Here is a 22191-nt window from a genome sequence, read left to right as displayed (position 1 = left end):
ATTTATTTTCCTTTTCCACCATCAATACGAGGTGGTTGAGGCGGCGTTAAGCTGGTGGCGTCTTGCGTCGCATCCTTATTGAAAATTGCCTTGATCTTCCCGAATAGCAATTTGATCCCTCGCCATATCCTGGGCAATATCCAGATTGTCAGGCAGATAAATAGAATGAAACCCGCCAGAAAAGCCAACGGATAATTCAGCGCTGCCCAGAGTCCTCCGACAACGGCCACATCCTCGGCAACCGAGGCCGTCCAGTTAGTGAAGGGTTCGGGTGAACTGTTTATCAAAACCCGAGAACCTGCCTTTACCATGTGGCTGGTTGCGGTAACCGTGCCACCTAGTATCCCAGCTGTCACAGAGAGTGCTGGTGTCACATCTCCAACGGCCGCTGCTGAGAGGATGACGCCAGCCGGAATTCGTATAAAGGAGTGAATAACATCCCAACCTGTGTCGACCCCAGGTGTTTTGTCTGCAAAAAATTCCACACAATACATAACTGCAGCTGCCATGATTACAAGCGGGTCCTGCACTACGACGAGTGTTTCCGGTAAAATGATGTTCCCGGTTGCCCCGAGAATGCCGAGCATGCCAATCGTTGCGTAAAGATTGATACCGCTTGCCCAGGCTGTTCCCATGGTCAATGCTATGGTTGCTATGACACTTTGATAAGGATCCATGGTAATCCTCCTTAAGATTTTTTCAATTGCCTATCCAAAAACTCACATTGCAATGGAGATAAATCGAATTTAACTGCCACGATTTCCAGAAGCTTTTTATGTGGTTTATCAGGACCTCTCTGTTGTAATAGAGAGTATTCCTGAATTGCTTTGCGCAGTGTATCCCCGGGCAGAGTAGTTGGTAAATTAGTGGCCATAAACGATCTCCATAAATTTATCGAGGTTTGTAAACTAATCCGCAAAGAGGCGGGACGGTGATTTCACAACTAAAAGGTACCTGACCATGAGGTTGAACCTCCGGTTTGACGATTGATTGGGTTTCAACATCACTGCCGCCAAAGGCGGTATCGTCAGAGCTGAAAACCAATTGGTATTCTCGTTCTGTAGGAAATCCCGTACGATATCCGTAATGTGTTTCAGGGGTGAAATTCAAAAGACAGACAAGATGCTCTTCTTTGTTACTGGCATGACGGACAAAGGAAATGATTGACCTGTCTCGATCCTCAAGATCTACCCATGTAAACCCCTGATGATCAAAATCAAGCTCAAACAGCGGGGGCATGCGAGCGTAAAATGAATTCAAGCTTTTTACGAAATCGTTGAGTCGTTGATGGAGGCCCGGTTTTTCCAAAAGATGCCAGTCAAGACTTTGCTTGCAGTTCCACTCGTTGTACTGACCGAACTCTCCTCCCATAAAGAGTAGTTTTTTCCCGGGATGAGTCCACATGTAAAAGAGTAACAATCTTAGATTCGCAAATTTCTGCCATTCATCACCGGGCATTTTGGAGAGCAGGGAATTCTTGCCGTGGACAATTTCGTCATGAGAAAGGGGAAGGACGAAATTCTCTGAAAAGGCATACATAATAGAAAACGTTAACACGTTATGGTGGAACTTCCTGAAAATGGGATCTTTAGAGAAATAACTGAGAATATCGTTCATCCACCCCATATTCCATTTGAAATTGAATCCAAGACCTCCCTGGTCTGTAGGTTTCGATACTCCGTAGAATGAGGTCGACTCTTCAGCAATCATCAGGGTGTTGGGGTACAGCTCAAAAATGATTGAATTAGCATGTTTGAGAAATTCAATTGCTTCAAGATTTTCTCTGCCTCCGTAGCAGTTCGGTATCCACTCCCCCTCTTGGCGTGAATAATCAAGATACAGCATGGAGGCCACGGCATCCACCCTGAGGCCGTCTATATGATATTTGTCGAGCCAGAACAGGGCGCTGGCAATAAGGTAATTGCTGACCTCTCTTCGTCCATAATTGTAGATATACGTGCCCCATTCTGGGTGATCACCTTTCCTGGGATCTTCATGCTCAAAGAGAGCAGTGCCGTCAAAACGGGCTAATGAATGCGCATCTTTGGGGAAATGAGCTGGTACCCAATCAAGTATAACCCCAATTGATTCCTGATGGCATCGATCAACAAAATGCATGAAATCCTGAGGTATTCCGTGACGGCTGGTTACACTGAAAGGGCCAGTTACCTGGTATCCCCACGATTCATCCAGTGGGTGTTCCATAATTGGCAATAGTTCAATATGGGTAAAACCCATTTCTTTAACATAGGGAATGAGCTGGTCTGCCAGTTCGATAAAGGTGAGAAACCTCTCGGGATCATCAGGATCTTTTTTCCAGGATCCCGGATGCAGTTCATATATAGAAAGCGGGGTATTGTACGGTGACGTGGTGTTTTTCTGATTCTGCCACTCTCTGTCATTCCAGCTGTAGTTGTCCAGATAGCTGACGATAGAGGCGGTGCTTGGGCGAAGCTCACTTCGGAACTGAAAAGGGTCAGATTTCTCAAGTATCTGTCCCGATGCTGCTCGTATTCTGAATTTATAGAGTTCTCCTTCCCCGACTGCCGGAATAAAGAGTTCCCAGATGCCGGATCCTCCAAGGGACCGCATAGGGTGAACACGCCCGTCCCAACTATTAAAATTCCCAAGCACGGAAACACTTTGTGCTGTTGGTGCCCAGACCCTGAAGATTGTACCGGATATTCCTGACAACATTACCGGATGGCTGCCCAGATGATCGTAGAGTCTATAATTCGTCCCCAGATTAAAAAGGTAACTGTCGGTTTCCTGCAGTTGCGGCAGAAACCTGTAAGGATCATTTATCCTGTCGGCATACCCATTGGAGTACTCAACCTCAAACTGATAGGTATATGGGTCTATATCCGGGTCGGCGAACCAGTTCCTGTCAAGGTCGACAGAATAGATGTAATTTTCATCTATGCACTCCATTTCTATCTGCTTATCGCCTGCCAGCAGATGGACTTTGCGTGCATGTGGCTGAAAAGTACGGACAGTGACCCGGGTTTCATCCTCATTGAAGTGGACACCAAGGAATTGGAATGGGTCATGATGGCAGCTGTGCAGGAGGCGGAATATGTGTTCTTTCATAATGTATATAATCATCCATAAAGAGGAAAAAAAGTGGTCACTCTTCGACCGGCATCTCTCATTGTAGGGAATTAATCGAAGTTTGTCATGGTATTATCATGTTATATCAGATGATTTCTCTAAATCTACACGTCCTGGAAAGTTGATGGCCGGCTTGACTCTACGGTGAATCCTTTGATACACTACCACTAGAGTAAATAATATGGTGAACTAAGAAGCCATTTAAGAAAAACATTGTTTAGATAGAACTGATGAGTGACACAAAAGCACCTATAATTGAAAGCCTTACAGGCTCATTTTTAGTTTCGACAACCCAGATGCCCGATCCTCGCTTTGAAGAGCAGGTCATTTATATCTGTGCTCATAACAAGGAAGGAGCTATGGGGTTGGCAATCAATAAACCAAATCACGCTTTTTCCATGGTTGAGGTGTTACGAGGAGCCGATCTCCCTGTGCCTCATGAAGAACTTCCTCCGATTTATGTGGGTGGGCCTGTTGAGCTGGAATCCGCTTTTATATTGTATCATTCGGATTACAGGACTGAGTATCAGCTAGAGGTAACAGAAACAGTTTCGATATCGAGAGAAACAAAGGTCCTCGAAGACATTGCACTGGGCCGGGGACCCGAGAAGTACCTTTTTCTTCTGGGCTATACCGGTTGGGGACCAGGTCAATTGGAACGGGAACTGGTAGATGACGGGTGGTTAACTGTACCAGCAAGTGACCATATTATTTTTGATATGGATTGTGAAGAAAAATGGAAAGCAGCAGCCATGCAGTATGGTATTGATATCGCTACATTTGGTGATGTGATCGGATACTCGTAACTGGTAGATATAATATAAAAAAGGGTGTACTTCATAAAGGAGTACACCCTTTTTTTTTGCCAATATTGTATATTGACAGGTTGGGACATTTTGGAAAGGACATGTTTGCCCCGATTTTATCAGTGTGACCATGCTCAACACAAATGTGTGCCGTGTATTTGTTGTTTATATTTGAGAGAGGTTGCCTGCCTCGTTTTAGGATGGAAACTAACTTGCGGATTTGAACGAACCCCCTCGTGTCTCAAAGCAAACTATAATTGTTCGATAAGGATGTAGGTATGCAGGAAACAGATATTATATTTCAGTGCACCCGTTGCGGTTATTGTTGCCATGGCGAGACAACCGTTTCCCTTGATGAACATGATCGGGAGAGGATGTGCAATGCGCTGGGTATGTCGAGTGAAAAAGTCGCGGAGAAATACTGGCGAATTACCGGAAATATCGTACAGATGAAGGTGGTCGACGGACATTGTATTTTCTATTCAGAAGGGTGCAAGGTGCACACCGGAAGACCATGGAGATGCGGGGAGTGGCCTCTTCACCCTTCCATCCTTGATGATGAAAACAATTTCCACACTATTGCTGAGTCGTGTCCTGGCATAAAAAAAGAACTTGGTTACGACAAGTTTTGTGAGATCCTCGCAACAATTCTAAAAAAAGGAAAACGTATAAAATGTTAAGAAACAACATTTTATGATTTATTCAGACATTATGGCTCAATTATGAAACATGAGTTACTACTCTTAGGTCGAGCCAAGGCCTCGTATATTGAGGAAGGAATATCAGAATATATAAAGAGACTGAGTCACTATACCCAGTTTTCAGTAAACCTTTTGAAAGGGAAAAAGAATAAAGCCAACGACCCCAAAGCTGAAGGAAGGTTGCTGCTGGCTCAAATTCCTTCAGGTTGGCAGGCCGTTGCTCTTGACCCACTTGGGAGACAGTTTACCAGTGAGGAATTTACTGCCAGGATCAATACCTGGGAAAGACAATCGGTGAAAGGTGTGTGTTATCTGATAGGTGGTCCATTAGGGCTTTCAGACGAGGTCAGAAATCGGGCAGATCTTCTTTTTTCGTTGTCAAAAATGACTTTCACCCATGACATGGCCCGTCTTCTTCTGGTGGAACAACTATATCGAGCGTATACGATTAAAAACGGAGAGAAGTATCATAAGTAAGGTGTCAGGTATACATCAAAACGGGAGTTTTTCATTGCAGTCGTATGGGTTGGTTTGAGATTGGCCACGTGTTCCGCTCCCTTTGGTCTTTTGACGACAACTCTTTTGCCTGCATGCTGAAGTGCCAGACGTAGTGTTTCATCGGAATCGTCGTCTTCACCGACAAGGTCACGGATTACCCGCATTTCAATCCTGTTTAAAGCTGTTTTCTTCGAGTGTGGGTACATCGGGTCAAAGTAGATCGTATGTGGTTTTTCCTGAAAGGTAGCTAAGATATTTTTTGCATCACCGGTGTACAGTTGCATTCTTTTTGCCGCTTGGCCGATTGATTCGGGATTCTGCAAAGCGCGCAGGAGGCCGTCATCCAACAGGGCTGCAATTATAGGTGATCGCTCGCAAAGCAGAACCTTACAACCAAGGCTTGCAAAGACAAAGCTGTCTCCTCCGAGACCTGCGGTTGCATCGAAAATTAACGGTCTTTTTCCGGATGATATGCCAACGGCCTTTGCAAGTGGCTGGCGAATCGTAAGGTTCTGATGATGTCGATAGCCTATATCTCCTTTTTCAAAATCAACCGACAATGGTTTGGGCCTGATAGTTTTTCGGGATGTACCATTTATTATGAGCTCCACAAGTTCATCGGTATAATGGAGAGAATAAGGGGTTTGTGTATCAGGTTTAGTGAAAAAGGTGAGACCGTTATTTTTTGCAAATAGTTTGGCTTTTTGTAGAATTGAAATCGAAACTGAGGTACATGAAACTGATACTATAGCTTTCTGTGGCATTGTACTCTTATTGTTAAAATAAGTTTAATAACTCAAGACCCAAGACGCTTGCGCCAACAAGGTCAAGTGGGGTAATCGGTGAATGGTAACTGCCCGTCACCATTCACCGATTAACTATAATACTATCGTAACCGGAAATGAAAAATGCAAAACGAAAATGTTGATGTGGTCGCCATAATACCAGCCCGTTATGATTCCAATCGTTTTCCCGGGAAACCGCTTGCAAAGATTTGCGGAAAACCCATGATACAACATGTTGTTGAGAGGGCCAGGAATGTAGACCTGTTAAGTCGGGTGGTTGTTGCAACAGACGATCAACGAATAGCCGATTGTGTTACCTCTTTCGGTGGTGAATATGTGATGACCCGGCCGGACCATGTCTCCGGGACAGACCGTCTGGCAGAGGCCGCTGAGCTTGTCGGTATCTCTGAGCATGACGTCGTTGTGAATATCCAGGGTGATCAACCGCTTTTTCCTGCAGAGGTCATAGAGCAGGTTGCACGTCCGATACTTGATGATCCGGCTCTGCCAATGTCAACATTGATATACAAGATCGTCAGGAATGAAGAAATCTATGATCCGAACCACGTTAAAACCGTATTCGATCGAGATAATCATGCACTATATTTTTCAAGAGCGCCAATTCCATTTCAGCGGCATCCTGAAGAGGACATATCTCCTACATACTACAGACATCTTGGATTATATGCATATAAAAAGGGGTTCCTGTTAACATTTGTATCCCTGCCGGAGGGAGAGTGGGAGCGGTTTGAGAAGCTTGAACAGCTTCGGGCTCTTGAGTATGGATATAAAATAAAGGTTATCCTGACTGACCACGATTCGATAGAGGTCGACACCCCTGAAGAGTTGAAAAGGGTAGAGGAATACCTTCTTCAAGGTAATTCTTAGTCCGAACCTTCTGATTACCCCATATCCATAATGATGGAATATAGAAGGGATAAACAGTATGCAAAGAAATAATGACATCGAAAAGTTGCTTGATGAGCTGCTTACAAAACGGGTGTCGCCAATTGAGCTTTTGCCACATGAAGACCTCCGGGAGAAACTGATTGATCTCGTTTTAAACGGAGAGCCGGCAAGCAACTCACGCTCAATTGTACGTGGTTTTACAAATCTCACGTCTGCAATAAGGTCCAAAGACGTGGATGGGGTTAAGGTCGTTGTGTTTGGCGGCGGTACCGGTCTGTCAAATATCATAGGTGGTGATTCACGATCGGAGGGGTGGGCCGCTAACCCCTTTTCCGGATTGAAAGAAGTTTTTCCCATGACCCGGTCCGTCGTTTGTGTAACGGATGACGGCGGCTCAACGGGCGAATTGTTAAAAGATCTGCCTCTTATCGCAATTGGCGACATTCGGCACGTCCTGCTGTCATCAGTAAAACTTGTCAATATACAGCGTGCTTACCAGATTACACCCAAGCAGGCCAGTGATGTCACCTCTCTTCTGGCCCAGATTTTCAATTACCGGTTTAACAGCAGGCCTGACAATGCCGCAGTACTTTTTCATGATTGTTGCAAGGAACCTGAAAGCCTGCCTCGTGGGGTAAGAGAGGTTGTCCTGTCATTGATTGAGCAGCTGTTTACCGACGGACGGTTAACAGCTGTACTCAGCAGGCCGCAATGCCTTGGTAACCTGCTTATAATTTCAGCAGTGTACCGATTTCTTGATCGGGGGTTGTCTAATGAGGCGCTGGCAACAAACAATGCATTGCTCCATAATGCTATTTATGACGGTTTGCAGTTCCTCTCTTTTATTATTGGCGTCGATTCAAATGCGGTATTGCCCTGTACGACAACACCTTCACAATTACGGATTGTGTATGCAAATGGTGTTCAGACCAAAGGCGAATCAAAATCATCTGTATCAAGGCGTGGATATCCTGTCGATTCGGTTCATGTCGATTACAGCAGTGAACCGCAACCATACAGCAGAGTTATAAAGGAAATCTCAGAGGCCGATATTCTCATAATGGCTCCTGGTAGTCTTTATAGCTCAATAATTCCGGTTTTTAAGGTGCCGGGTATTGCTCAGGCTGTGCGAGACAACACCAGGGCCTTGAAGTTGTTGATTGCAAACCTTTGGGTACAAGCCGGTGAGACGGATCTCAGCCTGTTGGACCCCGATAGAAAATTCAGGGTGTCGGATATGATCCGGGCTTATGAAAAAAACATTCCTGGTGGTACGAGAGGACTTTTTGAGCAGGTGCTTTGCATCTCATTAAAGGACGTGCCTGCATCTGTAATTCAGCGATATGCGGTAGAAGGGAAGATACCGATTTATCTTGATCGCTCTATTGTGCGTAAACAAGGTTATATCCCTATTGAATGTGGTATTTATTCAAGTGCAGCAATGGCTGAAAGAGGTGTCATTCAGCACGATCCCGAGAGTCTGGCCCAGGTTGTAAAGGTCCTTTATGCAACCAGGGACTGTTTGGAAAATGAACAGATTGGCGGCAAGCCTGCAGGTGGAAAACATGGCTTAGGAACGGATGAAAAGCAGCGGGTGTATACGATATTACCCAGTACACGATATGGCCAGGTTCGAACAAGGTTATCAGAGATAGAATTTATCTACCCTGAAAATGACAATCTCCCTGTCGCTGCAGAAAAACTTATAGATATCTTTACGGAAATAGTCTGGCAGCATCATGACATCCCGCTTACTCACTTAGGTTACATGAGAGGGATTCGTTTTATGGATGTCGACGGATGGCCACGTAATCAGCGCTGGGACAACGTCTATTCGTTTTTCGATCCAGAAGATATGATGATAAAGATTCGGGTAGATCAGTTTGAGGATTCAAAAAAGCTGGAAACGGCATTTCTGATAGCGCTCGGGCAGTCACTTCTTGGGAATTATGCCCATGCCAAAATGGTAAAAGAAATTTCCAGTGATAACCTGTTTCTTGGTAAGGTATATCATCTCTATCTGCGTGACGAGAGTGAGAGAGTTACACATTTTAGTTCTGTTGAATTAGATGACTACCTGAGATTTTCAAGGATGTTTCCCGGACCCGATCTTGATCATTACACCCGGCTGATTAATGGCGATGAAGGGTTTACACCGCCAGGGTTATTAATGGGGTTGATGTATGCCTGGTATCTTGAGAATATGCTGGCCACGCACATCGAGTACAAGATGGCGGTCATGAAGATTCCACAGACAAACCTCATCCCGGACCAGAAAAAAATGGTAGTGAGGCGAAAGAAAATGATATCCTTTTTCAGGGACGTTGTTTTCTCCTGAATCACTCCTGCTGCTTATTGGATCACCATGGAAGGAAATATAAAAATACTTGTTATCGATGATGAGAAAATTGTACGTGATATTGTTAGGTTATGGCTGGGACGGGTGGGCTTCGACGTGCGTGTTGCTGAAAATGGCCGTATCGGTATAGAAATGCAACGAGCAGATCCTGCCCAGGTTGTTATCTGTGACCTGATTATGCCTGAACAGGAGGGGATGGAGACTATCTCCCAGTTGCGAAAGGAGTTTCCTGATACCGGGGTGATAGCAATATCCGGAGGGGGACAAATCGCTCCGGATGCGTATCTTAATGTTGCCGGGCAGTTAGGTGCCTTTAAAATGTTCACTAAGCCGCTACCTATGGAAAAGGTGGTAACAGCCATCAATAGCTGGGTAGAGGGTGATTTCTAAAACCATCCTTTACTACATTACCCTCACATTTTCATGACCACCAAAACACTTGTCGTTGATAATAATCCGGTTCTTCTCCGGGCTGTCTCAGCTTTTCTCGAGAGGGAGGGATGTGTCGTTACGACTGCCACAAACGGCCTTGAAGCACTTAATGTTATCAAGGAGGACAGGCCGGATATTATTTTTACCGATCTCGTTATGCCGCTTGTAGGTGGCGAACAGCTTTGTAAGATTGTTCGCAACACGCCGGAGTTCAAATCAATTTTTCTCGTTGTTGTATCCGGTATTGTTTTAGAGGACCTTGAAAATATACTCTCAGCCGAATATTACGACCTTTGCATTGCCAAGGGCACACTCAAGGATTTACGGGAACACATTCATGAGGCACTTGAGCGATTTCTTGCCAGTAAGGATGGGGAAAACAAGCATGGCGATACAGTAACAACCAGGATCCCTGAAGGGTTGAGAAAATCGAATATCGCAATGGAGCTTCTGTCAGAAAGACGGCACCTTAAGACGATACTCGAAAGTTTGCATGAAGGGATTATCGAGCTTGATAAAGAGGGAACGGTTGTGTCTGCCAACTATGCGGCCTTGTCTATCCTTGAAGTACGGGAAGAAAGTATTGTCGGCAAGAGTTACAGTACTTTTCCCTGGCCGGAATACGCTGAGGAAATTAAACGTTGGGTCAAAAGCAGGGTTGTCGATAAAGAGAAAGAGCTCATTGTTGGTGAAGAAGATCCCATTCATTTCAAGGGAAAGGTGATCACCCTCACATTTATTCCTGTCAACAGGGGGGAGACTGTTTTTTCAGTTTGCATATTACGTGATATAACACGACAGTATAGGGCAGAAATGCATGAACGTGAGTTGGATAATGCAATGGGACTCCTGCGGAAAATGGAATCCCTCAGTTCCATGGCAGGTGGTGTTGCCCACGACTTTAATAACCTTTTAACTGTTATCTGTGGCAATCTTGATCTGGTGATGCATCAAAAAGATATGGGAATGCCGAAGGACCAACTTGACCTTATTGCGTTTGCCCATACGGCAGCATATAAAGCCGTTGATTTGGCAAGGAAAATATCACATTCATCACCCTTTGGCATTGTCAGTCATTTTGAAACAGATCTGGAAGAGCTTGTGTCTGGCTCAGTACAGAGCTTTAACCGTGAAAACAATTCCAATTGTCACCTGAATGTGCCGCAGGATAAGATCACCGTCAAAGTCGATCAGCAGCAAATGCATACGGCCATAGAGAATGTATTGCAGAACAGCCTCGAAGCCTCTGACTCAGAGTTTATTGATATTGACATCTCCATTAAGACATTTGAAGAAAAGGCGGTAATAAGCGGTCAATATATTCCTGAAGGGAGCTATGCCTGTGTTGCTATAACCGACAAGGGCAGGGGGATCATCGCAAAAGACCTGATGAAGGTCTTTGACCCATATTATTCGACCAAACAAAGAGGTGCTTCAAAAGGTATGGGGCTTGGTTTAACTGTGGTGTACTCAACAATGCGCAACCATAGTGGATATGCCCTGGTCGAATCAGAAGTGGGGAAGGGAACGCAGGTTAGCCTGCTTCTGCCTGTAAGCAAGGTCGAAAAGATTGCAAAGGGACTTAACTATAATGTCAATGGTGATAGAAAGATCCTGCTGGTTGAACAAGATGTCCAGGCGAGACAGATTTGTAAAACAATTCTGGAATTCATTGGTTGGACTGTTTTTACAGACGAAGATCCGGATCGTTTGTCTGAAATCGTGTTTCACGATGAAGGTGATGAGTCATGCGTCCGCTTGATCTTTATATCCAAACAGTACTTTGATCGCGCTGAATTCCAGCAGTTCCTTCAGTTCGCGAAAGGGGTTGCTCCTGCCGTGGACATTGTTGTTACAGGTCTTCCAGCAAGAGACCAGGATGCAGAACTCTATTGTGAGCAAGGTGTTAATACAACCCTCACCTTACCATATACATTTGAGGGGATAAAAAAGGTGCTTGGGGAATTGTGCCTTATGCCCCTATAGTTCAGCCTCTTCTGCAGCCGTAGATCAGGGGCAACCAGCAAACCATCTATAAATATTACAAGCGAAATATAATATTCAGGAAAAGTAAGGGTCAGGTTTTTACCGTTTAGGTTGAGGTTTCTTATTTCCTACGCCTGTTTTTCCTGTTCATTATAAGAAATCCTGCCACAAAGAGAGGGAAACCGAGCAGGGGCTGTTGGTTGTGAAGCAGGAATAAACCGGTCATGCAAAGCAGAACACCAATAAGTACTCTATTCATGCGGTTTCATTTTATTAACATTTAGCCAATAATTTCTGGCGGAATTTTTGTAACTTTTTGGGAGAGATTGGTTGGGAAGTTTTAATTTCCGGCGAAAACAGGGATATCCTATATTCACCGATAAGTACTTTATACTGTTTCAACAACTCAACCGCTTCATCATTTAATTCATCTTGTTTGTCAGTCAATTCCCTGCAACTGGCCAGGTGTGGCTTGAGTTGTGCCATCTTTTCGCCGTCTTTTGAAGGGTTTGCATAATATCTCTCTATCCTGATGTCGAGGCTTCTGAGCTGCCTGATGGCTGTTGCTATGTCATGCTTATCCTGTTCCCCGAAATAATGTACTGGCACAATTTCATCCATGAGATTGTTGAAATCCTTAACCTTCTCTGCTGAAAAAAGATGGCCACTTTTATCAAGTTTGCAAAAACGATTCAGCCTTTGCCGCACTTCGTTTTTTTTCCTGATAACAGTGATTGCCTCATCTGCGAACTGCTGGGCCTGCTTAAAAAAACCTTTTTGCCGAACCTCTGCTACGTTATTTTGAAATACTTCCCTTTCAGGTATTTCGCCATTGATAGAAGGGAAGAGCGTGCGCATGACGAAAGATATAAATTGGCCGCGCAACTCCTCTGTTTTTATCCCCTCCATGAGAAACGCCTTGGTTGATGGGCCGGAGAGTAACGATACTGCATATTTACGGAAGGATTTATATTCAGCAGCAAACTGTATCCTGTACAGATACTCAACACCCTTGCGGTTGTTTTTCCGTGCCAGGTGACGATCAGTTGTGAAATCGACAGCGACCGCCCCTTTTTCAGGTTGTATAACCAGAAACGGGTAAAAGAAACCGATAATATCGTTGGCGGCATTGTGTACCGGGATATTGCGAGGCAGATCATGAAAAGCCCATTTTTTGGTGGAAAGTGTTTTCCACTGGTTCAGAGATTCTGGCAGTGCTACCTTCTGGGCAGATTTCTGGCTACTTCCCGGGGTGGATGGGGTGAGAGTGTCAGACAATAATTTTTTGAAGTTTCTGCCAGCTGCAACTTTATTTCCATTATTATCGATAAGTACGAACCGGGCCATGAGATGGGTCGGAACCTCTGCGGGCCAATCCGACCTGTTGATCTGCAGGGAGTAGAGTTTATATATGCTGCTTTCAAGACTATGATAGAGAGACCCTTTATAGATGTTGAGGTCATCAAGTAGTCTGTCAACGGCGACATTGACAGGGACGAGGTGTCGCCGCAACTTTTTGGGAAGTCCCTTGAGTAACAGAGTGACTTTTTCTTTCAAAAGGCCGGGAACAAGCCATTCGAATATTTGGTCAGAGATGGTGTCTGCTGACATTAAGGGAATCTTTACACTCATTCCATCCTCTTTGCTGCCAGGTGAAAAAACGTAGTCTACAAGGAGTTCAATCGATCCAGCATGGATAGAGTTCGGATAATCGGCAAGCTGATTTTCGTCGGGCCTCCTGTTAAGGACATCCGCATCTGTCATAAGCAGTCTTTTATGTCCGTGTCGTTTCAGGTACCGGTTGAGTGTTGATTTATCGCAGACATGTGCAGGGAGTTTGTCAGCATAAAACAGAAAAAATGAACTCTCATCATTTAGAATGCTGCCGCTTCGGAGCTTATCCTCTTCCTTTTGCCATTTCTCAATGAGGGCTCTGTTTTTATTTAGAAACAGATACTTGCCTTGCAATCCTCCTTCAATAAGTGCGGCCTGGATGAAAATTCCCCTTGCCACAGGAATGTTTTGATCATTTTGTTTTGGGAAATTAACCGTTCTGGCAGCGACAACCACTAGCCCAAACAGGGACACCTTCTCGTCGGCAACCACTTGCCCCGACTTCTGGTTCCAGCGCGGATTAGACCAGGAATATTTAACAAGGTGGCGGCCAATACACTCAAGCCACTCAGGTTCGATTGTTGCAACTGTAAGTGCATAGAGTCGGTTTGTCTCAAGAAAGGAGCCGGCGACGATCCATTGACCACCGCTTGTGAACTGATGAGATCCGGGAAAGATCATGAGCTCTTTATTGGAGCCATTTTGGTATATCTTTCCTTGTTTTTTGCAGGCAATATTGCGAAGAAATCCGGTTGTCAGTGCCCTGTGCACCTGTTGGTAAGAGGCATCCTCGTTATTGTCGGTGAATTCCGGGTTTCTTTTCAGGAGCCTGTCTAGCTGTTCGTGGAGGTCAAACCACTCACGCATCCTTTGAAATGAGAGGTAATTCGTCTTGCAGTATTTTTTTAGTTTCGACCAGGATCGGGAACCTCCCACTGCTGTATGGAAGTGATTCCACAGGTTCAGGTATCCCATAAAGTCAGAATGCGGGTGAGAGAACTGCTTATGCACTGCATCGGCTTCTTTCTCCTTATCGGTGGGACGGGAACGAGGATCCTGAATGGCAAGGGCTGCGGCAATGATTTTTACTTCCTTGAGACAGTTTTCTGCACTGGCCTCTATCAGGATACGCGAGATGCATGGGTCAATTGGAAAACCAGCCATCATTTGTCCGGTTTTTGTGAGCTGATTATCTTTGCTTATCGCACCGAGTTCAAAAAGTAGCCTGTAACCGTCACGTATGGCTGGACGTTGCGGTGGATCTATAAAAGGATAGTCCTCAATAGAGCCAAGTCGCAGTGATATCATCTGCAGTATAACTTCTGCAAGATTGGATCGTTTAATTTCAGGAAGGGTGAATTCTTCACGATCCAGATAGTCTTCCTCATCGTAGAGCCGGATACAGACGCCAGGACCTACACGTCCGCAACGTCCCTTTCGTTGATTGCAGGATGCCCGGGATACTCTTCGAACTGGGAGACTTGTTGTTTTTGATCGCCCACTGTAGTAGGACATTCTGGCAAGACCGCTGTCCACGACATAGCGTATCCCCGGAACGGTAAGTGATGTTTCTGCAACATTGGTGGCGATGACAATCTTACCATGGTGATGCGGCTGGAAAATCTGCTTTTGCTCATGTGAGGCAAGTCTGCCAAAAAGAGGGAGTACTGAAGCCGGACTGACCTTATCGGCCACGAGTTCGCAACAGGTACGGATATCTTTCTCAGTAGGCAGGAACGCGAGGATATCACCTGGTGGTTCATTCCTGAAGATTCGGACAATTGTTTCTGCACAATGTTCTACATATCCACTCCTGTCATCCTGGCTGGTGTCTGGCAGAGGTTGATACCTGACTGTAACTGGGTAGGTCCTGCCACTAACGGAGACAATAGGTGCATTACCAAAATGTTTTGAAAATGCGTCGGTATCAATTGTGGCTGAGGTGACAATAAGCTTAAGATCCCGCCTTTTTTGCAGGAGGTTTTTGAGGTATCCAAGCAGAAAGTCTATATTGAGACTTCGCTCATGGGCCTCATCCAGGATGATGGCCCCATACTGGCGGAGGAGTTTGTCGTTTCTGCTCTCCGCAAGCAGGACGCCATCGGTCATGAATTTGATGCGGGTATTTTTATTGGTATGATCGTGGAAACGTATTTTGTATCCGACCAGGTGCCCGTCTTTCCCAAGTTCTTCGGCAACACGTCCTGAGATGGAGGTGGCAGCGATGCGTCTCGGTTGTGTGCAGCCGATAATTTTATCGCCGATATCTAGGTGTTCAAGGCATATCTTGGGGATTTGGGTAGTTTTTCCCGAGCCGGTGTCGCCAGCTACAATGACCACTTGGTTTGTGATAAGTGTTGCAGCAATTTCCTCGATTTTTTCGACTATGGGGAGCTCTTGAGGGTAAAAATATTTCATGAAAAATCGTGGCTCGGGGTGATGATTTATGTTATGTCAAATGAGTAAACTGCAATAATATAGTTTTATTTGCTGCCTAATGGCTGTGTGCCTGTCCTTCCTGCGACCAGGGATGGAATTGTTTTTGCAGAATGCGCGATGAAATATCAAACCATGACCTATTACCATAGGTTTTAAATTTCCGTCACCACAATTTAGAGGCGAATATGAAAGTACGCAAGGCGGTTATTCCCGTTGCCGGGCTTGGTACCAGGTTCTTACCGGCCACCAAGGCCATACCAAAGGAAATGCTGACCATCGTTGATCGACCTACTATACAATACATAGTTGAAGAGGTGGTTGCATCCGGTATAGACCAGATAATATTTGTAACAAGTGAAGGCAAGTCTGCCATTGAAAATCATTTTGACTACAACTTTCATCTCGATAGCGTACTGAAGGAAAAAAACAAGGTTGCCCTGGGAGAGGAATTGAACAACATCTCAAATCTCATTGATATCGTCTCTGTCAGGCAAAAAAAACCATTAGGGCTGGGACATGCTATCTGGACAGCCCGCCATGTTGTTGGCAATGAGCCGTTTATGGTCCTGCTTGGTGATGATCTTGTACTTGCCAAGACGCCTTGCGCCAAACAGATGCTCAACCTGTTTGATGATGTCGGAGAGTCGATCGTAGCTGTTCAACGGGTACCTGCGGACCAGACATATCAATATGGCATCGTGGAAGGAGAGAAAAACGGCAGGGACCGTACCCACAAAGTAACCCGTATGGTAGAGAAACCCGCACCGGGTACCACAGATTCAGATATGGCGATTATCGGTCGATATATTCTGATGCCTCAAGTATTCGACCTTCTTGGCCGGACAACACCGGGCCATGGAGGTGAGATCCAACTCACAGATGCCCTGCTTGCTCTTTCTAAAAAAAGGGCAATGTACGCCTACGAGTTTGAGGGGACCCGTTATGATGCCGGGGATAAGCTTGGTTATCTGAAAGCAATTCTCGCTTACGGACTGACTCACCCGGTATTAAAGGAAGGGCTAAAAGCTCACATCAGGGAGATCGCCGCTACCATATGATGCTGTTAGAGGTTGCCGTTGCCGCTCCAATAGGAAAAACGCTGACATATAAATATGATGACAGTTGTTTACCTTCAGGCGATGTGAAAGACATTGTTGGCAGGCGGGCACTGGTACCTCTTGGACGACGCAGGATTACAGGCTATATCCTTGGTGAAGCTGGTTCTGTCGAAAAAGGTGTAAAAGTCCGGGAAATTAGCTGCCTGCTGGACGACACCCCTTTGTTTCATCGGGAGATTATTGATCTCTTTCGCTGGACTGCGAAATACTATCATTACCCAATCGGCGAGGTTATAAAAACAGCCCTCCCGGCCGGTCTCACTCCCCACTCCGTTAAAATACTCAGCCTGTTTGAAGATAAACATGATGAATTTATTCTGAACATAGGTGAGAATTTACCGGATTGGGGAGAAAAACTTATAACCGTTGGCCGACTGACGAGTTCCCAAAGCCAGGAACTTCTTACCGGGAAAAAATATCGAAAATCAATCAACGACTTGATTGAAAAAGGGGTTCTCCGCATTGAGGATAGCCTTGTCCTGGATACTGTTCGAGAGAAACGCGAGACCTGTTATTTTTTGAAAACAGAATTACCTGATGAACTGACTCAAGGAGAGGCTCCGGACAGGACTAATTATAAAAAAGTACAGAAGGATATCCTCCACAATGGTAGTGGACTCAAACTGAGTGAGGCCAAAACACTCTATTACCTTCACCGGTTTTCAACCGCTAAAGGCAATAATCGGGTTCCGAGGAAGGAACTGGTTGATGCCTATTCAGGAGCCTCTGCAACGATTCCTGCCCTGATTGAAAACGGTTTTGTCGAGCAGGTTGAGAAAAGGGTTTTCAGAAGTCCGCTGGGAGAGCAGCTTCCATATTTCGCAAAACCGATCAATCTTACGACAGGGCAGCAACAGGTTCTTGAAAAGATTATTCCGGCCATAGAAGTGAAACAGTATGCCCCATTTCTACTTCATGGGATAACTGGTAGTGGCAAGACTGAAGTGTACCTGCGGGCTGCGGAAAAAACACTTGATTGTGGCCGAGATGTGCTGGTCCTCGTACCCGAAATAGCCATTGCCACGCAGCTTGAGGCACACTTTGTCTCGCGTTTTGAAGAAAAGGTTGTACTTCTGCATTCAGGGTTATCCAAGAGTGAAAAATATGACCAATACCATCTGGCGTTGAGCGGTTCAGCAAAAATTGTCATTGGCGCACGTTCAGCCGTATTTGCACCACTTAAGGATATTGGACTCATCGTGGTTGATGAGGAACACGACAGTAGCCTGAAACAGGACGATAAGTTGAGATATAACGGTCGGGATCTTGCCATCGTGCGGGCGAAACGATGTGGTGCTACGGTGCTGCTGGGCTCCGCCACGCCTTCTGTTATCAGCTATCATAACTGCATGACAGGAAAGTATACCCTGCTGTCACTGCCTGACAGGGTGGGGGATCGAAAGCTTCCAGCCGTTACTGTAATTGATCTTACCAAGGGGACTCCCGCAGATAAAAAAAATTTGTTTCGATTGCCGCTGAAAAATGCCCTTCGGGAGAACGTGGAAAAATCACAACAAAGTGTCATCCTCCTTAATCGCAGAGGATTTGCCGCTTCTGTCTTGTGCAAGGAATGTGGCCAGCCGGTACAATGTAAGAATTGTAATGTCTCGCTGACCCGACACCAGGCGAAACAAAAGCTCATCTGTCACTATTGCGGCTACGATGTGCATGAGAAAACGGTGTGTGCATCGTGCGGGTCGACATCGCTTGTGTCGGTGGGGATTGGTACCGAACGAGTGGAAGACGAAGTCAAGCAGTTGTTTCCAGAGGCTCGAGTTGCCAGGCTTGATACTGACACGGCAGCAGACAGAAAGGTGTTTCTCCGGCTCATCAAGGAGATGCGCCAGGGAGATATAGACATTCTTGTCGGAACCCAAATGATTGCCAAAGGGCTACATTTTCCAGGAGTGACATTGGTCGGTGTCGTCTGGGCTGATGGTGGACTCTGTATTCCTGATTACAGAGCAGCCGAAAAAACCTTTCAACTCATAACACAGGTGACAGGTCGGGCCGGGCGGGGTGATGTGCCCGGGAGAGTCTTTATCCAGACAATGAGGCCTGATCACTATGCGCTGCAGTATGCCAGGGAGCATCGGTACGAAGCTCTGGTAGAAAAAGAATTGGCCCTGCGCAGCTCACCACTGTATCCGCCTTTTGTACGACTTGTAACAATTCATATAAGTGGTGAAGACGAGTTGAAGGTCAGCCGTTGTGGTGTAGATATTGCCAATACCTGCAGGCAGTATATCGCTTCTGCAAAACTTGATCTGGAACTGCTTGGTCCAGGCCCTGCCCCCATCGATAAGATAAAAAACCGGTTCAGGTGGCAGTTACTGCTCAAGGGGGCAAACCTGGAACACCTGCACCGGCTCTGCTCTTTTATACAGGGCACAAATCGAGAGATTTGCTCTGCCGGCTGCAAGATTGCCCTCGACGTAGATCCTGAAAATATGATGTGAGCAAGGTTCGGCGGTTATCTGTTTACTTGCCTTAGGCCAACTTCATTGTTGCATTCAAAATATTATCCGTAAAATATCAAACGGATACCTTGGATGAAATTTTGAATGAGCCTCGAATAGAAAAAACTTTTATGGCTTTTCAAGTTTCTCTTTAGAACGAAAACCATTTCTTCTTGGCCTGATGAAGGGAGACTTTATTCCTTCCCTTGTTTTTTGCATCATACAGGGCTTCATCGGCCTGACTGATGAAGTTGCTCTTGGAGAAATCGTCTTCTATTCCCGGTTTGCTGGCCGCACAGCCAAAGCTTGCTGTAACATTGTAACTCTTAAGGTTGTCTTCAAAAGAGTGTTCCTCAACAGCGGCTCGTAACTTTTCTGCGACGATCATCGCTTCGCCATCTGTCGTATCCGGCAGTATGATTGCAAACTCTTCACCTCCATAGCGGGCGAGGGTGTCGTATTTACGCAAATACTCTTTGAGTAATTTGCTGAATTCAACAAGTATGAAATCACCGGTCTGGTGTCCGTAGGTGTCGTTGAACTTCTTGAAATGATCAATATCGGCAAGTAGCAGGGAGATAGAGGCCTCGGATCTTCCTGCCCGACTTATCTCCTGATCCAGAGTGTTTTGGAAATAACGATGGTTGAAAATTCCTGTCAGGCCGTCAATGTTGACGAGGTTGTCGAGTATTCTGTTTTTTTCTTCGAGTTCGCTGGTCAGGTTCTCAAGGGAGATCTTAGCTTGAATCAGCTGTTTGTTCATCTGGTCGTAATCAAGGTTAAGAAGGCTGAGGCGAATGTTTGCCTCCTGCAGGATCTCCTGAACAGATTTGGTGTTCTTAATTTTGAGATTGAAATAGCTGCCGGCCTGATCAACCTGGAAGTGAATTTCTGTGAGAACCGACTCAATGGCTTCATGGCTTAAATTCAGTAGTTTTTTCGCCTCTCTTTGAAACGCTTTGTGGTGCTCCTGTGGTTTATCAGAGAACAATATATTAGTGAGGTGGTTTGAAAGATATACTGCCTTGATGGTTTGATCAATCTTCTTGCTGTCACCTTTATAGTTTTCAGGAGCATGGTGGTAAACAATCGGCAGCAGGAGAGCCTCGGGGAAGCCCCATGCTTTGGCAACCTCAAAACCAATAGTCGCATGATCAACACCAAACATCTCCACCTCGATAGCGGTCGCTTCCTCACCATCGTCTTCAACTCGTTGCAGGACTTGGTCATATTCCGATGAGAGGGTTCTGGCCAGTATCAGTTCACCGAGATTTTGCAATAATCCTGAGATGAAAATCTCCTCGGTGTCTGCCCCTTTCACCTTTTCAAGAATAAGTTTTGAGGCTACTGCTGAGGCCAGAGAACGCTCCCAGAATTTTTGAAAATTGAATCGACTTTCGTTTTTTCCGGCCTTTATGGTTAAAAATGAAAAAGAAAGGACCAGGCTGCGGACTGCATTGGTCCCAAGAATGGATACAGCCTGTTTTATTGAGCCGATCTGTTGGGGAAAACTATAGAAGGCCGAGTTGGAAACTTTCAATATCTTGGCAGACAATGATATGTCCTGTGACACCAAGGCAGCTATGTCAGCAAGTGTTGTATCCTCTTTTGTGGTTAAAGAGATAAGTTTGGTGGCGACATTAGGGAGAGTCGGCAACTCTTCGGAGGTCGTGACTTTTTGAAATATTTCTTCTCTATTCATAACTCTCTGTAGTTACTAGTTAAAGGAGTGATTATGTGGACAGTGTTTGTTAGTACGTGTCACTGATTATAACGTTAAAGCCACGGGATTAGCAAGAAGCACTCGTTAAAAACAATTCACTATGCCTCATCGCGAATGTGAGGTGCAGTGCTTGTTATATGACTAAACTCATTGTCGGAAAAAGAAGGCCGGAGAAAACCCTAAAATGAATCAACTGGCTCAGGATAACTACAGACTTCTCCCCTGAAGTTTCTAAAGACAAGATCTCTGCCAGACTGCAGGAGGTAGTTTGGGGTCAAGGGAATTTTACCTTTTCCACCAGGGGCATCGAGTGCATATATCGGTATTGCCATACCGGAAATATGTCCATACAGCTCTTGCATAATCTGGATACCGCACTTCGTGGTGGTACGGAAGTGGTTGGTGCCGCGGGTAAGATCTCCCTGGAAAAGGTAATAGGGTTTAACCCGGATACGGAGCAGTTTGCAAAACAGTTCTGCAAGAATCTTGCTGTTATCGTTGATGCCGCGAAGAAGGACCGTCTGGCAGCCAACAGGTATGCCGGCATCAGCAAGCATGGTACAGGCTCTAATGGACTCCTTCGTCAGCTCTGCAGGGTGGTTGAAATGGGTGTTTATGTAAAGCGGGTGATGGCTACTGAGCATTCGTACCAGTTGCGGCGTGACCCTCATCGGCAGGCTCGATGGCATGCGGCTGCCTATCCGAATAATTTCAACGGATGGTATGGAACGAAGTTTGGTAAGAATTCTATCAATTGTGCTATCGGGAAGGTGAAGGGGATCGCCTCCTGATATGAGGACTTCACGTATGGTGGGATTACTCCGGATATACTCAATGCTGCGATCAATGGCTTTCTTGGATATTGCCATCCGCTCGGTGCCGACTTTTCGTTTACGGGTACAAAAACGACAAAACGCACTACATTGACCTGTGACGAGAAAAAGAACCCGATCCGGATATTTATGTACGAGGTTTGGTGTTTTACTGAGATCTTCTTCGCCAAGGGGATCAGGGATACATGTAGTGTCTTGAATTTCCTGAACATCAGGAACGTATTGTGCGCGAATTGGATGTCCGTGTAGACGAATCTGGTTCAGTATATATGAGTTGATCCTGACAGGAAATTGATTGATTACATCAGGAAGTTCAATAAAATCACATCCAAGATGTTTCTTCAAATCTTCAGAAGTGGTAATACTGTCTTTCAAAATAGTTTGCCAGGTTTCCATGGGCGGACATTATGTGAATGGG

The 22191-nt window shown here is 45.5% G+C and carries 17 protein-coding genes; 9 read left to right on the top strand and 8 right to left on the bottom strand.

Annotated elements, in window-relative coordinates; translation table 11 throughout:
- Positions 1-2: 2 nt before the first annotated feature.
- The 3 genes from GA520_RS10830 to glgB are packed head-to-tail and all read right to left on the bottom strand — an operon-like array spanning position 3 to position 3090.
- Positions 3-677, bottom strand: coding sequence for a DUF4126 domain-containing protein (locus tag GA520_RS10830; protein ID WP_163336593.1), 675 nt, complete (start codon positions 675-677; stop codon positions 3-5).
- A gap of 11 nt (positions 678-688) precedes the next feature.
- Positions 689-874 (bottom strand): hypothetical protein, encoded by a 186-nt coding sequence (locus tag GA520_RS10825; RefSeq protein ID WP_163336594.1) that lies wholly within the window; start codon positions 872-874, stop codon positions 689-691.
- A gap of 17 nt (positions 875-891) precedes the next feature.
- Positions 892-3090: a 1,4-alpha-glucan branching protein GlgB gene (gene glgB, locus GA520_RS10820; protein ID WP_205749202.1), complete on the bottom strand. Its 2199-nt coding sequence runs from the start codon at positions 3088-3090 to the stop codon at positions 892-894.
- A gap of 251 nt (positions 3091-3341) precedes the next feature.
- On the opposite strand from glgB, the gene GA520_RS10815 reads away from it, so the two are divergent.
- The 3 genes from GA520_RS10815 to GA520_RS10805 all read left to right on the top strand — a co-directional run bounded on the left by GA520_RS10815 (position 3342) and on the right by GA520_RS10805 (position 5095).
- Positions 3342-3917: a YqgE/AlgH family protein gene (locus GA520_RS10815; RefSeq protein ID WP_163336596.1), complete on the top strand. Its 576-nt coding sequence runs from the start codon at positions 3342-3344 to the stop codon at positions 3915-3917.
- A gap of 278 nt (positions 3918-4195) precedes the next feature.
- Positions 4196-4597, top strand: a complete 402-nt coding sequence (locus tag GA520_RS10810; protein WP_163336597.1) for a YkgJ family cysteine cluster protein — start codon at positions 4196-4198, stop codon at positions 4595-4597.
- A 42-nt stretch (positions 4598-4639) separates the two neighbouring features.
- Positions 4640-5095: a 23S rRNA (pseudouridine(1915)-N(3))-methyltransferase RlmH gene (locus GA520_RS10805; protein WP_163336598.1), complete on the top strand. Its 456-nt coding sequence runs from the start codon at positions 4640-4642 to the stop codon at positions 5093-5095.
- On the opposite strand, the gene GA520_RS10800 is transcribed toward GA520_RS10805, so the two are convergent.
- Positions 5086-5880 carry a class I SAM-dependent methyltransferase gene (locus GA520_RS10800; protein ID WP_163336599.1) on the bottom strand — a complete coding sequence of 265 codons (795 nt, stop codon included), beginning with the start codon at positions 5878-5880 and terminating at the stop codon, positions 5086-5088. The two genes, GA520_RS10805 and GA520_RS10800, sit on opposite strands and share 10 nt — an antisense overlap.
- 144 nt (positions 5881-6024) lie before the next feature.
- On the opposite strand from GA520_RS10800, the gene kdsB reads away from it, so the two are divergent.
- Genes kdsB through GA520_RS10780 form a run of 4 tightly spaced genes read left to right on the top strand, consistent with a single transcriptional unit; the run spans position 6025 to position 11587 of the window.
- Positions 6025-6789, top strand: a complete 765-nt coding sequence (gene kdsB / locus GA520_RS10795) for a 3-deoxy-manno-octulosonate cytidylyltransferase (protein ID WP_163336600.1) — start codon at positions 6025-6027, stop codon at positions 6787-6789.
- Positions 6790-6847: 58 nt separating this feature from the next.
- Entirely contained in the window at positions 6848-9148 is a 2301-nt protein-coding gene (locus GA520_RS10790) for a 2-phospho-L-lactate transferase CofD family protein (RefSeq protein WP_163336601.1), read from the top strand.
- Positions 9149-9175: 27 nt separating this feature from the next.
- A complete protein-coding gene (locus GA520_RS10785) occupies positions 9176-9559 on the top strand; it encodes a response regulator (protein WP_240910061.1) in 384 nt (127 codons plus the stop codon).
- A gap of 33 nt (positions 9560-9592) precedes the next feature.
- Entirely contained in the window at positions 9593-11587 is a 1995-nt protein-coding gene (locus GA520_RS10780) for a response regulator (RefSeq protein ID WP_163336602.1), read from the top strand.
- Between the two features lie 121 nt (positions 11588-11708).
- On the opposite strand, the gene GA520_RS10775 is transcribed toward GA520_RS10780, so the two are convergent.
- The gene (locus tag GA520_RS10775) at positions 11709-11846 is read right to left on the bottom strand and encodes a hypothetical protein (RefSeq protein ID WP_163336603.1); all 138 of its coding nucleotides are present in this window, start codon (positions 11844-11846) and stop codon (positions 11709-11711) included.
- Positions 11847-11860: 14 nt separating this feature from the next.
- Positions 11861-15619: an ATP-dependent RNA helicase HrpA gene (gene hrpA / locus GA520_RS10770; protein WP_163336604.1), complete on the bottom strand. Its 3759-nt coding sequence runs from the start codon at positions 15617-15619 to the stop codon at positions 11861-11863.
- A 206-nt stretch (positions 15620-15825) separates the two neighbouring features.
- Here hrpA and galU point away from each other — a divergent pair, with 206 nt between their 5' ends.
- Together galU and priA are read left to right on the top strand one after the other, a co-directional pair.
- Positions 15826-16698 carry a UTP--glucose-1-phosphate uridylyltransferase GalU gene (gene galU, locus GA520_RS10765; protein WP_163336605.1) on the top strand — a complete coding sequence of 291 codons (873 nt, stop codon included), beginning with the start codon at positions 15826-15828 and terminating at the stop codon, positions 16696-16698.
- Positions 16695-19217, top strand: a complete 2523-nt coding sequence (priA, locus tag GA520_RS10760) for a primosomal protein N' (protein ID WP_163336606.1) — start codon at positions 16695-16697, stop codon at positions 19215-19217. Before galU ends, priA begins: the two co-directional genes overlap by 4 nt.
- Positions 19218-19368: 151 nt before the next feature.
- On the opposite strand, the gene GA520_RS10755 is transcribed toward priA, so the two are convergent.
- Complete coding sequence (locus GA520_RS10755; RefSeq protein ID WP_163336607.1) at positions 19369-20919, bottom strand: GGDEF domain-containing protein; 1551 nt, start codon at positions 20917-20919, stop codon at positions 19369-19371.
- Between the two features lie 200 nt (positions 20920-21119).
- Positions 21120-22148: a KamA family radical SAM protein gene (locus tag GA520_RS10750; RefSeq protein ID WP_240910062.1), complete on the bottom strand. Its 1029-nt coding sequence runs from the start codon at positions 22146-22148 to the stop codon at positions 21120-21122.
- Between the last annotated feature and the right edge of the window lie 43 nt (positions 22149-22191).

It is taken from the genome of Desulfopila sp. IMCC35008, assembly GCF_010646885.2.
Classification (GTDB): domain Bacteria; phylum Desulfobacterota; class Desulfobulbia; order Desulfobulbales; family Desulfocapsaceae; genus Desulfopila.
The sequence above is the reverse complement of the archived record's forward strand: the minus strand, read 5'-3'. Positions and strand labels throughout refer to the sequence as shown.